Annotated in this window: 13 protein-coding genes and 2 pseudogenes; 13 read left to right on the top strand and 2 right to left on the bottom strand. The window is 62.8% G+C overall.

Annotated elements, in window-relative coordinates; all coding sequences use genetic code 11:
* The first annotated feature begins 101 nt into the window (after positions 1 to 101).
* The 7 genes and pseudogenes from KQH55_RS13575 (at position 102) to hslU (ending at position 7456) form a co-directional block, all read left to right on the top strand.
* The gene (locus KQH55_RS13575; RefSeq protein ID WP_076797313.1) at positions 102 to 905 is read left to right on the top strand and encodes a DUF484 family protein; all 804 of its coding nucleotides are present in this window, start codon (positions 102 to 104) and stop codon (positions 903 to 905) included.
* Positions 906 to 934: 29 nt separating this feature from the next.
* Complete coding sequence (gene xerC, locus KQH55_RS13580; protein ID WP_076796578.1) at positions 935 to 1873, top strand: tyrosine recombinase XerC; 939 nt, start codon at positions 935 to 937, stop codon at positions 1871 to 1873.
* Positions 1874 to 1944: 71 nt separating this feature from the next.
* Positions 1945 to 3154: pseudogene (locus KQH55_RS13585) on the top strand (class I SAM-dependent rRNA methyltransferase).
* A gap of 194 nt (positions 3155 to 3348) precedes the next feature.
* On the top strand, positions 3349 to 4395 hold the full coding sequence (locus tag KQH55_RS13590) for a GTP-binding protein (RefSeq protein WP_373566398.1): 1047 nt from the start codon (positions 3349 to 3351) through the stop codon (positions 4393 to 4395).
* Between the two features lie 418 nt (positions 4396 to 4813).
* Positions 4814 to 5233, top strand: a complete 420-nt coding sequence (gene dksA, locus KQH55_RS13595; protein WP_076785906.1) for an RNA polymerase-binding protein DksA — start codon at positions 4814 to 4816, stop codon at positions 5231 to 5233.
* Positions 5234 to 5482: 249 nt separating this feature from the next.
* Positions 5483 to 6019 carry an ATP-dependent protease subunit HslV gene (gene hslV, locus KQH55_RS13600; RefSeq protein ID WP_076796583.1) on the top strand — a complete coding sequence of 179 codons (537 nt, stop codon included), beginning with the start codon at positions 5483 to 5485 and terminating at the stop codon, positions 6017 to 6019.
* A 99-nt stretch (positions 6020 to 6118) separates the two neighbouring features.
* Positions 6119 to 7456: an ATP-dependent protease ATPase subunit HslU gene (gene hslU, locus KQH55_RS13605; RefSeq protein ID WP_235091369.1), complete on the top strand. Its 1338-nt coding sequence runs from the start codon at positions 6119 to 6121 to the stop codon at positions 7454 to 7456.
* Positions 7457 to 7483: 27 nt separating this feature from the next.
* Here hslU and KQH55_RS13610 read toward each other — a convergent pair whose 3' ends face one another.
* Together KQH55_RS13610 and KQH55_RS13615 are read right to left on the bottom strand one after the other, a co-directional pair.
* The gene (locus tag KQH55_RS13610) at positions 7484 to 8026 is read right to left on the bottom strand and encodes a response regulator transcription factor (protein WP_076785904.1); all 543 of its coding nucleotides are present in this window, start codon (positions 8024 to 8026) and stop codon (positions 7484 to 7486) included.
* On the bottom strand, positions 8023 to 9291 hold the full coding sequence (locus tag KQH55_RS13615) for an ATP-binding protein (RefSeq protein ID WP_076785903.1): 1269 nt from the start codon (positions 9289 to 9291) through the stop codon (positions 8023 to 8025). Before KQH55_RS13615 ends, KQH55_RS13610 begins: the two co-directional genes overlap by 4 nt.
* Positions 9292 to 9626: 335 nt before the next feature.
* Here KQH55_RS13615 and argB point away from each other — a divergent pair, with 335 nt between their 5' ends.
* From argB to KQH55_RS13645, 6 genes and pseudogenes are all read left to right on the top strand, one after another.
* Positions 9627 to 10526, top strand: coding sequence for an acetylglutamate kinase (gene argB, locus KQH55_RS13620; RefSeq protein ID WP_235091370.1), 900 nt, complete (start codon positions 9627 to 9629; stop codon positions 10524 to 10526).
* Between the two features lie 2 nt (positions 10527 to 10528).
* On the top strand, positions 10529 to 11329 hold the full coding sequence (locus KQH55_RS13625) for a pyrimidine 5'-nucleotidase (RefSeq protein ID WP_235091371.1): 801 nt from the start codon (positions 10529 to 10531) through the stop codon (positions 11327 to 11329).
* A gap of 35 nt (positions 11330 to 11364) precedes the next feature.
* Positions 11365 to 11612, top strand: a pseudogene (locus KQH55_RS16730) (nucleoid occlusion factor SlmA); the annotation flags it as partial.
* 244 nt (positions 11613 to 11856) lie between these two features.
* Positions 11857 to 13002 (top strand): homoserine O-acetyltransferase, encoded by a 1146-nt coding sequence (locus tag KQH55_RS13635; RefSeq protein ID WP_076796585.1) that lies wholly within the window; start codon positions 11857 to 11859, stop codon positions 13000 to 13002.
* Positions 12999 to 13607: a methionine biosynthesis protein MetW gene (gene metW, locus KQH55_RS13640; protein ID WP_235091372.1), complete on the top strand. Its 609-nt coding sequence runs from the start codon at positions 12999 to 13001 to the stop codon at positions 13605 to 13607. The genes KQH55_RS13635 and metW overlap by 4 nt, the downstream gene beginning before the upstream one ends.
* Before the next feature lie 26 nt (positions 13608 to 13633).
* Positions 13634 to 14917, top strand: a complete 1284-nt coding sequence (locus KQH55_RS13645) for an AmpG family muropeptide MFS transporter (RefSeq protein WP_076796588.1) — start codon at positions 13634 to 13636, stop codon at positions 14915 to 14917.
* Positions 14918 to 14937: the final 20 nt, after the last annotated feature.

Raw genomic sequence — 14937 nt, forward strand, 5'->3', positions numbered from 1 at the left:
CGATGCGGCGCAACCTTTACTGTGTGGTATCCGCGGCGCCGCCCCTTCCGGCCCGCCTACCCGACGCGCGCCGCCCTTTTGAGCTGAAGCTGAAAACAATCATGAATGATCGCGAAGTCGCCGATTACCTACTGGCCAACCCGCAGTTCTTCGGCCGTCACGCCGAGTTGCTTGCCACAATCCGGCTGTCCAATCCGCACGGCAAAGCGGCGGTGTCGCTGCAGGAACGACAAATGGAGCTACTGCGCGACAAGTACAAGCAACTCGAGCGCAAGCTGGCGGAACTGCTGCGCCATGGTCACGAGAACGACAGCCTGGCCGCGAAGTTCCAGCGCTGGACACTGCGCGTGATCGCCGAACGCGATCCGCATGCGCTACCCGCCACCATCACCTCGGGCTTGCGCGAGATCTTCGACGTGCCGCAGGCGGCGCTGCGCGTCTGGGATGTCGCAAGCGCCTATGCGCAAGCGCAGTTTGCCCGCAGCGTCGGCGAGGAGGTCCGCATTTTTGCCAGCAGTCTCGTCGCGCCTTACTGCGGCGCGAACGCCGGATTCGAAGCCGCGCAGTGGCTCAGCGCCGCCCCCGCCCCGCAAGGGGGCGCGGCAACGGGCCTGTCGCTCGCCGTCACGTCGCCGGGCAGGGCGAACGGTGACGCGGACGCACCGTGTGCCGATGCGCAGCCGGGCAGCGCGGCGGAAAACGACATCAGCGCGTCGCAGCAGACCGCGTCGATCGCGCTAGTCCCGCTGCGCGATGCGCAGCAGGCCGATGCGGAAAACGTATTCGGCTTGCTGGTGCTTGGCTCGCCAGACCCGCGCCGCTTCCACGACGGCATGGCCACCGACTTCCTATCGCAGATCGGCGCGCTCACCAGCGCTGCGCTGAGCCGGCTGCGTGCGCACTAGTGCGGCATGTTGTCACCGCAGCCTGCCCGATGCCACCCTCCACCGACCCGATCGCGCGCTACCTAGACAGCCTCGCCCACGAGCGCCGACTCTCGGCGCACACGCTGCGCGGCTACGCGCACGAGTTGGACATGTTGCGCCAGTTAGCCGGCACCCGCGAGCTGGCGCAACTGACGCCCGTCGACGTGCGAGGCGCGGTATCGCGAGCGCATTCGGGTGGACTCTCGCCCCGCTCGATCGCGCATCGTCTGTCAGTGTGGCGCAGCTTCTATCGCTGGCTCGCGCTACATCAACCTCTGACCATGAATCCGGTCGCTGGCGTGCGCGCGCCGAAGCGGGCGAAAACGCTGCCCAAGGCGCTGTCGGTCGACGACGCTGTCACGCTGATGGAAGCCTCGAGCATCGAAACACCTGACGCGTTGCGCGACCGGGCGATGCTGGAGCTGCTTTACTCGTGCGGGTTGCGCTTGGCCGAGTTGATCGGCTTGGACATCGCCTTTGTCAACACCGCGCAATATCGCTCGGCGGGCTGGATCGAACTAGGCACGGCCGACGTTACCGTGCTCGGCAAAGGGGGCAAGCGGCGCACGGTGCCGATCGGCAGCAAGGCGCTTGACGCGTTGCATCGCTGGCTTGCCGTGCGCGATCAACTGCTCAAGCACGATCCGCATCCGCTGTTCTTGTCGGCGCGCGGCATGCGCATGTCTGCCGGCGTCGTGCGCGAGCGGGTCAGGCGGGCCGCGCTCGCCGCGGGCGTGCCATCCCACGTGCATCCGCACGTGCTTCGGCATTCGTTCGCGACGCATCTGCTGCAATCGAGCGGCGACTTGCGTGCGGTCCAGGAATTGCTTGGCCACGCGAGCGTCGCGGCCACGCAGGTCTATACGTCGTTGGACTTCCAGCATCTTGCGCGCATCTACGACCAAGCCCATCCGCGCGCGAAAAAGCGCGATCCAGGACGGCAATAGCCGTCTGGCACGCCGACATCGGCAAATCGCCGTGCTGCGCGGACGCGACCGCCCCTATACTGACTATTGCAATGAACACTGTCACGCTGAAACCAGGCAAGGAAAAACTGCTACTGCGACGCCACCCGTGGATCTATGCGAACGCGATCGAGCGCGTTGACGGTCGGCCCGCATCCGGCGCGACGGTCGTGGTGCGTGCAGCCGACGGGCGGTTTCTCGCGCGTGCCGCCTACAGTCCGCACTCGGCGATTCGTCTGCGGATGTGGAGTTTCGACGAAACCGAACCGATCGACCACGCGTTCTTCAAGCGGCGCATCCAGAACGCGCTCGCGTATCGTCGCGCGTTCGTGTCCGGTACCGGCGCGGTACGGCTCGTATTCGGCGAGGCCGACGGCCTGCCCGGACTGATCGTCGATCACTACAGCGGATGGAATGGCGACGGCGGCACGCCGCACGAGCAACTCGTCTGTCAGTTCATGGCGGCCGGCGTCGACGCATGGAAGCCGGCGATCGTGCAGGCCCTGCTCGGCGTGACCGGCTGCGCCAATGTCTACGAACGCTCGGACGTGTCGATCCGCGAGAAAGATGGACTTGAGCAGACCACGGGCGTGCTCGCCGGCCAAGCACCGCCGCAGGCCCTGATGGTTGAGGAAAATGGCGTACGATATCGGGTCGATGTGCAGCGCGGCCACAAGACCGGCTTTTACATCGACCAGCGGGACAATCGGTTGCTTGTGCAACAACATGCGGCTGGGCGCGACGTATTGAATTGCTTCTGCTATACCGGCGGCTTTTCGCTGGCTGCGCTACGGGGCGCCGCCGCGCGGGTCGTGTCGATCGATTCATCCGGCGAAGCGCTGCAGGTCGCGCGCGAACTTGGCCGCCAACGACTTCGATCCGGCGCGGGCCCAGTGGCACGACGCCGACGCATTCAAGACACTGCGGCAGTTGTACGATGCGGGCGAGCGCTTTGACCTGATCGTGCTCGATCCGCCGAAATTCGCCCCGTCGCGCGAGCACGTCGATCGGGCAGCGCGCGCGTACAAGGATATCAACCTGAGCGGCTTCAAGCTGCTGCGCCCGGGCGGGCTACTCGCGACCTACTCGTGCTCGGGCGCGATCGACATGGACCTATTTCAAAAGATCGTCGCGAGCGCCGCGGCCGACGCCGGCGTCGATGCACGGATTCTGCGCCGACTGTCGGCCGGCGTCGATCATCCGATGCTGACCAGCTTCCCGGAAGGTGAATACTTGAAGGGACTGTGGTTGCAAAAACCCTAGTGCGCCCCACGTCGGGCGGGCCAGATACCGCGCCCGTCAATGTACCTTTTAATGCACCCGTTGACGCACCGCATCGTCGGCGCCCGGATAATGGTCACAACCCTGCCGCCGCATTTGTGCTTCAATAGAATATTTCGCGCTGCGCTCGCGCGGACCGTCTCGCAACTTCCACGGAACTTAAGTAAAGGCAGGCGATGAACATGATTCCCGTCACCATCCTGACCGGCTTTCTCGGCAGCGGTAAGACCACGCTGCTCAAGCGTATCCTAAACGAGCCGCATGGCATGAAAATCGCCGTGATCGAAAACGAATTCGGCGAAGAGAACATCGACAATGACATCCTCGTGCAGGAGTCGGCGGAACAAATCGTGCAGATGAGCAACGGCTGCATCTGCTGCACGATCCGCGGGGACCTATCCCGTGCGTTGTCGGACCTATCCGAGCAAAAGCGCGAAGGTAAGCTCAAGTTCGACCGGGTAGTGATCGAGACCACGGGCTTGGCCAATCCGGGACCGGTCGCGCAGACGTTCTTTATCGATGAGTCGATCGCTGACGAATTCCTGCTCGACGCGGTGATCACGCTGATCGACGCGAAGCACGCCAACCAGCAGCTTGACGAGCACGAGGTCGTGCAACGGCAAGTGGGCTTTGCCGACCGCTTATTCATCACGAAGGCCGATCTGGTGGACAAGGCGACGCTCGCCGATCTACGCCATCGACTGCTGCAGATGAACCCGAAAGCGCCGATTCAAGTGGTTAATTTCGGCAACGCCGACATCAAGGAGATTTTTGACCTGCGCGGGTTCAACCTGAACGCGAAGCTTGAAATTGATCCGGACTTCCTCGCCGAAGACGGACACGATCACGCGCACCACCACGAGCACGAGCATTGTGACCATGATCATGGACATTGCGCGCACGGTCACCACCATACGCATCACGATGACAAGATTAAATCGTTCGTGTACCGTAGCGACCGGGCGTTCGATCCCCAAAAATTGGAGGACTTTCTCGGCGGGATCCTACAAATCTACGGTGAGCGCTTATTACGCTACAAAGGCGTGCTGTTCATGAGGGGAATCGATCGCAAGGTGGTATTCCAGGGCGTGCACCAGATGATGGGCAGCGACTTGGCCGTGCGCTGGCTACCGGCTGAGAAGAAGACCAGTAAGATGGTGTTCATTGGCGTGGACCTGCCCCGGGACCTGATTACCGACGGCCTGGACGCATGCCTGGCGTGACGACGTCGTGCACCAGGTCACGGCAACGCACGAGATAGCGCGCCGACCTCTCTACCTGGGTGTGGCGGCGGTATCTCGCATTGGTAAATAAGGGGTGGCTTAGTCGAGAGTTCATTTCCTTTGGCGTATATTGAGGCATTCGCAACAACGCCGGAAGTTCTCTGTCGGACCGAGAAATACCGTTTCGGACAGGGTTTTCCGCCGCTATTGGCACCGATTGTGGTTCAGTTACAATACGTGCCCACTGGAGAATGATAACGACGCGGCGCCAGAAGGAGTTCGGCCCCGCAACGGCCGCCGCACCTGCCACGACGAATCCGGCGTGGCCGCCGCAAGGCACTCGGCCGCCACAATTGCGGGCAATGGTAAGTGCGGGTAATGCTTGATGCATCGCCTCACAATGAAGACAGTAAGCCAGATGACGACGACACGACTTTTGACCGAAGCCGAAATCCTGAAGATGAGCGACAAGGATTACATGAACGAGGATCAGCTCGCTTTCTTCAAGCACAGGCTCGAACAGTTGCAGGCGGAAATCCTGCGCAATGCCGGGCAGACGACGGAAAATCTCCGGGAAACCGTGATCGTGCCCGATCCGGCCGATCGCGCGACGATCGAAGAAGAGCACGCGCTTGAGCTTCGCACACGCGACCGCGAACGCAAGCTGCTGAAGAAGGTGCAGCAATCGCTCGCGCGGATCGAAACCGGTGAATATGGCTGGTGCGAGGAAACGGGTGAACCGATCGGCATTCCGCGCCTGCTCGCGCGGCCGACCGCGACGCTATCGCTCGAGGCGCAGGAGCGCCGCGAACTGCGCCAGAAGTTGTTCGGCGACTAAAGCGTAGTGCGCCGCATGGCGCACGGTACGGTCCAGCCGGCTCCTGTCGGAAGGCACGCGATAGGCGTGCCTTTTTTATTTGTGGCGCGCTTCTTGCGCGAGCATTGTGCGCGCGCGTTGCGTCATATCGGCACCGCCCCGCGTGCGCACGCCTTGATATTGCGCCAGCCGCCCTAAAATAGGCGGGAACGCGCGACTTCAGTCCTGTCCCGCGCCGTTGGCGCGCGACCCCGCTTAAAGGAATTCCACATGGAGCAATATCACGGCACAACCATCGTCTCGGTACGGCGAGGCAACAGCGTTGCATTAGGCGGCGACGGTCAGGTGACGCTGGGCAACATCGTCATGAAAGGCGGCGCCAAGAAAGTGCGGCGCATCTACGGTGGCAAGGTGCTGGTGGGTTTCGCCGGCGGCACCGCGGACGCATTCTCGCTGCTGGACCGCTTTGAAGGCAAGCTGGAAAAGCACCAGGGCAACCTGACCCGCGCCGCCGTCGAACTGGCCAAGGACTGGCGCACTGACCGCATGCTGCGCCGCCTGGAAGCGATGCTCATCGCTGCGGACGCGGAAACGACGCTGGTGATTACCGGCAACGGCGACGTGCTGGATCCGGAAGGCGGCATTTGCGCCATCGGCTCGGGCGGCGCATACGCGCAGGCTGCGGCCCGCGCGCTCGCGCAGAACACTGAGTTGAGCGCGCGCGACATTGTCGAAAAGGCGCTCGCGATTGCCGGCGACATGTGTATCTACACGAATCACAACCGCGTCATCGAAACCATCGAATAAATGAAGCCGGGTGCCGGGCAACCTTGCGCGGCCCATTGTGCCCACGCATCGCGGCTTGCGGGCCGATTCAGGCCCGGCGCCACCTGAAGGATGTCGAACATGACTACCATGACTCCCGCTGAAATCGTCTCCGAACTAGACAAGCACATCATCGGCCAGGGCCGCGCCAAGCGCGCCGTCGCGGTCGCGCTGCGCAACCGCTGGCGCCGTCTGCAGGTGCCAGAGCCGTTGCGCCAGGAAATCACCCCGAAGAACATTTTGATGATCGGACCGACTGGCGTGGGCAAGACCGAAATCGCGCGACGCCTGGCCAAGCTCGCCGACGCGCCGTTCATCAAAATCGAGGCCACGAAGTTCACAGAAGTCGGCTACGTTGGACGCGATGTCGATAGCATCGTGCGCGACCTAATCGATATCTCGGTCAAGCAGACACGCGAATCGGAAATGCACAAGGTCCGCACGAAGGCACAGGACCTGGCGGAGGACCGCATCCTGGATATCCTGTTGCCGCAGGCACGGCCCGTCGGCTTCAGCCCGACCAGCGAGGAGAGCGAGCGCGAGAGCGCGACGCGCCAGACATTGCGCAAGCGACTGCGCGAAGGCCAGCTCGACGACAAGGAAATCGAGCTCGACATCGTGGCGCCACAGGTCGGCATGGACATCATGGGTCCGCCCGGCATGGAGGAAATGACGGAGCAGATCCGTTCGATGTTCGCCAATCTCGGCGGCGGCAAGAAGCAGCACCGCAAGGTCAAGATCAAAGAAGCCTTGAAGCTGTTGACCGATGAGGAAGCCGCCAAAATGGTCAACGAAGAAGATATCAAGACCCGCGCGGTACAGAACGCCGAACAGAACGGCATCGTCTTTCTCGACGAGATCGACAAGATTGCGTCGCGTCAGGAAGCCGGCGGTGGCGAGGTGTCACGCCAGGGCGTACAGCGCGACCTACTGCCGCTTGTGGAAGGCACGACGATCAACACCAAGTACGGCATGGTGAAGACCGACCACATCCTGTTCATTGCCAGCGGGGCGTTTCACCTGGCCAAACCGAGCGATCTGATTCCCGAACTGCAAGGACGGTTTCCAATCCGCGTCGAACTCGATTCGCTGTCGGTCGGTGACTTCGAATCGATCCTGGTACGCACCGACGCGAGCCTGGTCAAGCAATACCAGGCACTGCTCGCAACCGAAAACGTACACCTGGAGTTTGCCGACGACGGCATCAAGCGCCTGGCAGAAATCGCCTTTTCGGTTAATGAAAAGACTGAAAACATCGGCGCGAGGCGGCTGTACACGGTGATCGAAAAGCTGCTCGAAGAAATTTCGTTCTCGGCCGGCAACCATTCGGGCCAATCGGTCAAGATCGACGCTGCGTACGTGGACAGTGCACTGAACGACGTGTCGCAAAACGAAGACCTGTCACGCTACGTGTTGTAACGCGGCTCGCCGCCGTGCGTGCACCGCTCATTGCTTCACGGGCCGTTTCGCCAGCTTGCGTTGCAGCGTGCGGCGGTGCATGTTCAGCGCACGCGCGGTCGCCGAAATATTGCCGCCGTTGTCGGACAGCACGCGCTGGATGTGCTCCCATTCGAGCCGTGCCACCGACAGCGGTATCGGATTCTCGAGCGCCTCGTCGGCTTGTGACTCGCTTGCGTCCACGCGCAACGCCGCCAGGATCGTCTCCACGTTGGCCGGCTTGGCCAGATAATTGTCCGCACCGTCCTTGACGGCCTGCACCGCCGTCGCAATGCTCGCATAGCCGGTCAGCACGAGGATTCGCGCCTCGGGCTGTAGCTTACGCAGTGGTGCGATCAAATGCAGCCCCGAATCATTGCCCAGATTCAGGTCGACCGTGATTTGGCCGAACGGCAGCGCATCAGCGAGCTTCAGTGCGCTGTCGCGCTCGTGCGCCTGGTGAACGGTATAGCCGCGCCGGGTCAGGCCGCGCGCGAGGATGCCAGCAAATACCTCGTCATCGTCAATCACCAGAAAATTCATTTCGCTCATTGTACTTCTCCATTTGAATGCGCTTGGATCGCGGGCAGGCGCAGCATCGCACGGGTGCCCGTGGTGGCCGGCTGCGGCAACTCGGTCAGCTCGATCGAGCCGCCCAGCCGCGCCGCCGTCGTAAACGCGAGATACAAGCCAACGCCGTGGCCCCCTTGTGTGCTTTCGACCGGTGCCTGCCCGAGTTTGGCGCGCCGTTCAGGCGCAATGCCAGGACCGCGGTCGCGAATGTCGAAGACCAGCATGTCGCCGTCACACGCCGCCTCCAACGTCACCGATTCGCGGCAGGCCCGGGCCGCATTGTCCAGCAAGATGGTCAAGATCTGCCCGACCGCCACGGTATCGGCGACCAACACGTCGGCGGGCGCCGTGCCGATCCGCGAGAAATTCACATGCGGGTGACGCAGCCGCCACTGTTCGATGAATGCGTCGAGCCAACTGCCCACCGGTTGTTGGCCGGTGGGCAGCGCTGCCCGTGTGCGCAGCCGGGCGAGCGCTGAACGGCACAACGCCAGCTGTTGCTCGAGCAGGTCGAAATCGGCCTGATAGGGCGCAAGCGCCTGGTCGGTATGGGACAGGTCGCGCAACTCTTCGGCCACCATCGCGATCGTCGACAGTGGCGTGCCGATCTCGTGCGCGACGCTGGCGGCCTGCGCGCCCAACGCCACCACCCGCTCGTCGCGCAACAGCCGCTCCTGCGCCTCGCCCAATGCCGCATCCCCCTTGCGCAACGCGGACGACATGCGCGAGACAAACCACGAGATCAGCCCGACGCTGACCATGAAGTTTACCCACATGCCGGCCCGGTAGTAATCGAACAGGTTGGCCGGGTTGTCCATGTTCAACGGCACTGAATCGAAGCCGAGCAACCAATAGCAGGCGACTGCGAACGCCGCGAGCCATGCGGCCAGACGCCACGGCAACACCGCCGCCGCAATCGCCAGCGAAGGCAAGTACAGCGACACGAACGGATTGGTCGTGCCACCCGATAGAAACAGCAGCGCGGACAGCGCACCGAGGTCGACCCACAGCTGCCCCATCAGCTCGATGTGCGTTTCCGGCTTGGCTTGGGCCACGCGGATCCACGTCAGAATGTTAAAGATCACTTCCAACGCGATGACGATGAGCATCGCGGTGAGCGGCAAATGCACGCCATAGGCGATCTGCACGACGGCGATAGTGACCAGTTGGCCAATGATCGCCAGGCAACGGAGCCAGAACATATGGCCGAGATTGACCCGGCCGGGATTTGCATACGGTGTCATGCGACAAGTTTACCGGTTTGACGTGGCACGACCCCGCAGTCAACTCAAGCTCGATCACGCTCGCGACACTATGACGCAAGTGCCAGCGCGCTGCAGTCGGGCACTGCAGCAGCGTGGCGTACGCGCTACGACAGGCGGGCGACACTTCGTGCCGGCCGCGTCACAGCACCACACTATCGGCACGCTCGATGATGGGGTTCCCAATGTCTGCGCGTCTTTTATCGGCAGCACGCCAGGACGACAAGACACGTCAAAAAAGCCCGGCGAGCGGCATCGTGCCGACACTTCAGTCCTGTACAATTCGCGGTTGTTTGCCTGCTCAGTCCGCTCGCACCATGTCCAACACCAACGATTTGCCTGCCATCTCACCCGCGCTGAAGGCCGAAATCCTCGCGGAAGCGCTGCCTTACATCCGCCAGTACCACGGCAAGACGGTCGTGATCAAGTACGGTGGCAACGCGATGACGCAGGAGCGCCTGAAGCAAGGCTTCGCACGCGACGTTGTACTGCTGAAGCTGGTGGGCATCAATCCGGTCATCGTCCATGGTGGCGGCCCGCAGATCGACCAGGCGCTAAAGAAAATCGGCAAGCAGGGCACGTTCATACAAGGCATGCGCGTGACGGACGAGGAAACGATGGAGGTTGTCGAGTGGGTGCTCGGCGGCGAGGTGCAACAAGACATCGTCACGCTAATCAACCATGTTGGTGGCCACGCGGTCGGCTTAACGGGCAAGGACGGCGGACTGATCCATGCACGCAAGCTGCTGATGCCGGACCGGGAAAAGCCGGGTGAATTTCTCGACATCGGCCAAGTCGGCGAGGTCGACTCGATCAATCCCGCGGTCGTGCGGGCGCTGCAAGACGATGCGTTCATCCCAGTCATTTCGCCGATCGGCTTCGGCGAGGATGGGCTCGCGTACAACATCAACGCGGACCTGGTCGCGGGCAAGCTGGCGGTCGTGCTGAATGCGGAAAAGCTGGTGATGATGACAAACATCCCGGGCGTGATGGACAAGAGCGGCACATTGCTCACGGATCTGTCGGCGCGCGAGATCGATGCACTATTCGCCGACGGCACGATCTCCGGTGGCATGCTGCCGAAAATCTCGTCAGCCCTAGACGCGGCCAGGAGCGGTGTGCGCTCCGTGCACATCATCGATGGACGCATCGAGCACTCGGTACTGCTCGAGATCCTGACCGAGCAGCCGTTTGGCACGATGATCCGGTCGCACTGACCATGGCCACGCGCGCGCGCCGGCGGCGCATTGCCCACCCGCGCGGCCCGGTCTGGTTGTTCGACCTGGACGATACGCTGCACCACGCGTCGCATGCGGTGTTCCCGCAAATCAATCGGGCGATGACCGACTACATCGAGCGTGCGCTGCAGGTCAGCCGGGACGAAGCGGACCGGCTACGCGTGCACTACACGCGGCGCTACGGTGCGACACTGCTGGGACTCGCACAGCACCATCCACTCGATCCTGACGATTTCCTCGCGCAGGTCCACCGATTCCACGATCTGCATTCGATGCTGCGCGCCGAGCGCGGGCTCGCCCGGCTGTTGCGCGCGCTGCCGGGGCGCCGGATCCTGCTGACCAACGGCCCGCGCCGCTACGCGCAGGCCGTGCTCGACGCGCTGGGCATCACTGAGCTGTTCGAACAAGTGATCGCCATCGAGCAGATGCGGTACCGCGGCCGCTGGCACGCCAAACCCGATGCCGGCATGCTGCGCCGCACATTGCGCCGCGCGCGAGTGCGGGCGCGCGACGCAACGCTGGTCGAGGACACCCGCTCGCATTTGAAACGCTACAAGCGCCTGGGACTGCGCACTGTATGGATGGTTGGGCACTTACCCCCCGTGCCCAAGGCTTCGAGCGGCCCGCCAGCGCTGGCGGGCACTGGACGTGCGCACTATATCGACTGCCGCATACGTTCGATAAAATCGTTACGACTCAAGCCTCTAAACGCATCGCGGAGGGCACCATGCGGCAGCCATCCAGACGCCCCGGCACGGCGCCCGAATCGCCGTGCGCACTGACCGACAGCGCCACGCCATCGTCCACGAACGGCGCCGGGCCGCACGCGCGGCTGACCGCACGCATGAGCCAACTCACCGAGCGCCTGCAAGCTTCGCTGCGCCAGCGCCTGAGGCTGGCGTGCGCCGAGCATGCCGATACGTTGCCGTGCGGCTACGATCCGGCGTTGCGCGCGGACCTTATCATCCGCTACGTGCTGGGGCGCTGGCACCACTATGCGCGCAGCGGCTTTCACAAAAGCCGTTTGAGCACGCCGCTGCACAGCTGCGGCTGTTGCTGCAATAGCGGCCATACCTGCGCCGCCTACGTCAGCGGAACAATTTCGTTTATACTTGTCGGTCACAAGCTTTCCTCTGCGCGCCGATTTGCTGACTCGATTGCGGGCGCGCGAACCCAAGCGGTTCAGTACAAATCCGGCTAAAGCGGTCGTCAGCGGTCCATGCGTGCGCCCATACACGCAGCACCTTTGACCCTTTGCCGACTTGTTATCCGCACGCCCGCGCAAGCGGACAACAACACAGGCAAGGGTATGAGTTCGATCGGCATCGTCGTTCCACAAACGCTCCACTTCACCACACCGCTGCACCTGCAAAGCGGCTTGTCACTCGCCGGCTACGATCTGACGATTGAAGCCTATGGCACGCTCAACGCTGCGCGCTCCAACGCGGTGCTCGTCTGTCACGCGCTGAACGCGTCACACCACGTGGCCGGAGTGTATGAACATGAGCCCAAGAACCTCGGCTGGTGGGACAACATGGTGGGCCCAGGCAAGCCACTCGACACGGACCGCTTCTTCGTGATCGGCGTGAACAATCTCGGCTCGTGCTTCGGCTCCACCGGTCCGATGAGCATCGATCCGGCCACCGGCCTGCCCTATGGCGCGCGCTTTCCAGTGGTCACCGTAGAGGACTGGGTCAATGCGCAGGCGCGCGTCGCCGATCATTTCGGCATCGAGCGTTTTGCCGCGGTGATGGGCGGCTCGCTCGGTGGCATGCAGGCGCTCGCCTGGAGCATCCTGTATCCGCAACGCGTCGCACATTGTGTGGTTATCGCCTCGACGCCCAAGCTGTCGGCGCAAAACATCGCGTTCAACGAGGTCGCCCGCTCAGCGATCCTGTCCGATCCGGATTTCCATGGCGGTGACTACTATGCGCACGGCGTCAAACCGCGCCGCGGCCTCAGGGTCGCGCGTATGATCGGGCACATCACGTACCTGTCCGACGACGATATGGCCGCGAAGTTCGGCCGCGCGCTGCGCCGCGCAGACGGAGCGATGGATACCTACAATTTCAATTTTGACGTCGAATTCGAAGTCGAGTCGTACCTGCGGTACCAGGGCAACAAGTTCGCCGACTATTTCGACGCCAATACCTACCTGCTAATCACGCGCGCATTGGACTACTTCGACCCCGCCAAGGCATACGATGGCGACCTGACCGCGGCGCTCGCGCAGACACAGGCCAACTACCTCGTAGTCAGCTTTTCAACAGATTGGCGTTTTGCGCCGGCGCGCTCGCGAGAAATCGTCAAGGCGCTGCTCGACCACAAGCGCAACGTGACCTATGGCGAAATCGATGCGCCGCACGGCCACGACGCATTCTTGCTCGACGACGCGCGCTATCACAATCTGGTGCGCGCCTACTACGAACGCATCGCCACGGAGATCGGCGCATGAACCAGCAAGCCTTCGATACCCTGTCCACCCGCGCCGATTTCCGCATGATCGCGCGCTGGGTCGAGCCGCGCGCAAGCGTACTCGATGCCGGCTGCGCGGATGGCTCGCTGCTGGCCATCCTCGCTGAGGAATTGGACGTGCACGACTACGGGATCGAGATCAACGATGCGGGCGTGCTTGGCTGCGCACAAAAGGGCGTCAACGTCATCCAGCAAAATCTGGAGGACGGCCTGCGGCTGTTTGAGGATCAGAGCTTCGATTTCGTGATCCTGTCTCAGACGCTGCAGACCCTCCACCAGACCGCGGCGATCCTGCGCGAGACCGTGCGGGTCGGCAAGGAATGCATCGTGTCGTTTCCCAATTTTGGCTACTGGCGGCATCGGCTCGCGGTGCTCCACGGCCGCATGCCGGTCTCCCAATCACTGCCCTACCAATGGCACAACACGCCGAACGTGCGCGTGCTGACGATCCGCGACTTCGAAACACTTGCTCCGGAGGTCGGCATCCGGATTCTGGAGCGAGCCGTACTGCACGGCGGCCGCGCGATCCGGTGGGGAACGAACTGGCGTGGTAGTCTTGCGGTCTATCGCGTCAAGAAAATTTGACCGTCCCTTTCGTTGACCGCAGATCCATGTCCACTCCACCTCACGAAGCCCGCACACTGGCCGCACGCGATCCCCACTCAGGCTGGCGCGCCTACTTCAATACACGCATGTTGATCTGCGTGTTCCTTGGATTCACCTCGGGACTGCCGCTGTTTACGCTGCTGGTTCTGGTGCAGGCGTGGCTGCGCAGCGGCGGCGTCGATATCAAAACCATTGGCCTGTTTGCATTGTTGCAGTTTCCCTATACGTGGAAATTCGTGTGGGCGCCGTTAATGGACCGCTTCGTGCCCGGGTTCGGCCGCTGGCGCCCTGGGCGACGGCGTGGCTGGATGTTGCTGACTCAACTCGGCGTGCTGTCGCTGGTCGCCACCATGGGCTTCGTGTCGCCGAGCAACTCAATCCGCACGGTGGCCGTGCTCGCAGCCGCCCTTGCATTCGCCAGCGCAAGCCTGGACATCGTGCTCGACGCGTACCGACGCGAGTTGCTGAAAGACACCGAGCAGGGCCTCGGCACGGCAATCCACGTGAACGCGTACAAGCTAGCCGCCCTCGTGCCCGGTTCGCTGTCGCTGATCCTCGCAGACCACTTCGCGTGGTCGACGGTCTTTGCGGTCACCGCGGCGTTCATGCTGCCTGGCGTGGTGACGGCGCTCGTGGTGCGCGAGCCGCAGGTGCAGGGCACACTGCCACGCACGCTGGAGGAAGCCGTGGTGATGCCGTTTCGCGAATTCGTCGCGCGCGACGGTGCGAAGCAGGCGCTGATCGTGTTGGCGTTCGTTTTCCTGTACAAGCTCGGCGACAACATGGCGACGTCGCTGGCAACGTCGTTCTACCTGGACATCGGCTTTACGAAAACTGAGATCGGACTGGTGGCCAAGACCAGCAACTTTTGGGCGAGTATTGCCGGCGGCATTCTCGGCGGCATATGGCTAATGCGCATCGGCACGGCGCGCAGCTTGTGGATTTTCGGCGTCGCGCAGATGGTCGCAGTGCTTGGCTTCGCAGCGCTTGCCCGCACGGGCCATACGCTGCCTGGACTGGCCGTGGTCATCAGCCTCGAGGCGTTCGCCACAGGCCTGGGTACGGCCGCGTTCACCACATACATCGCCAGCACTACTGACCCACGCTATACCGCAACGCAGTTTGCGTTGTTCACCAGTCTCGCGTCGATGCCTCGCACATTCGCCAATGCCGGCGCCGGCTATATCGTCGCGCAGACCGGCTGGTTTGAGTTCTTTCTGCTGTGCGCCGTGCTGGCGATCCCGGGCATGCTGCTGCTGCCGCGGGTTGCACCATGGAGAGCACGCTGATGCGGCGCCCGTATGTCAGT

The organism is Mycetohabitans sp. B3 (assembly GCF_021498065.1).
GTDB lineage: Bacteria > Pseudomonadota > Gammaproteobacteria > Burkholderiales > Burkholderiaceae > Mycetohabitans.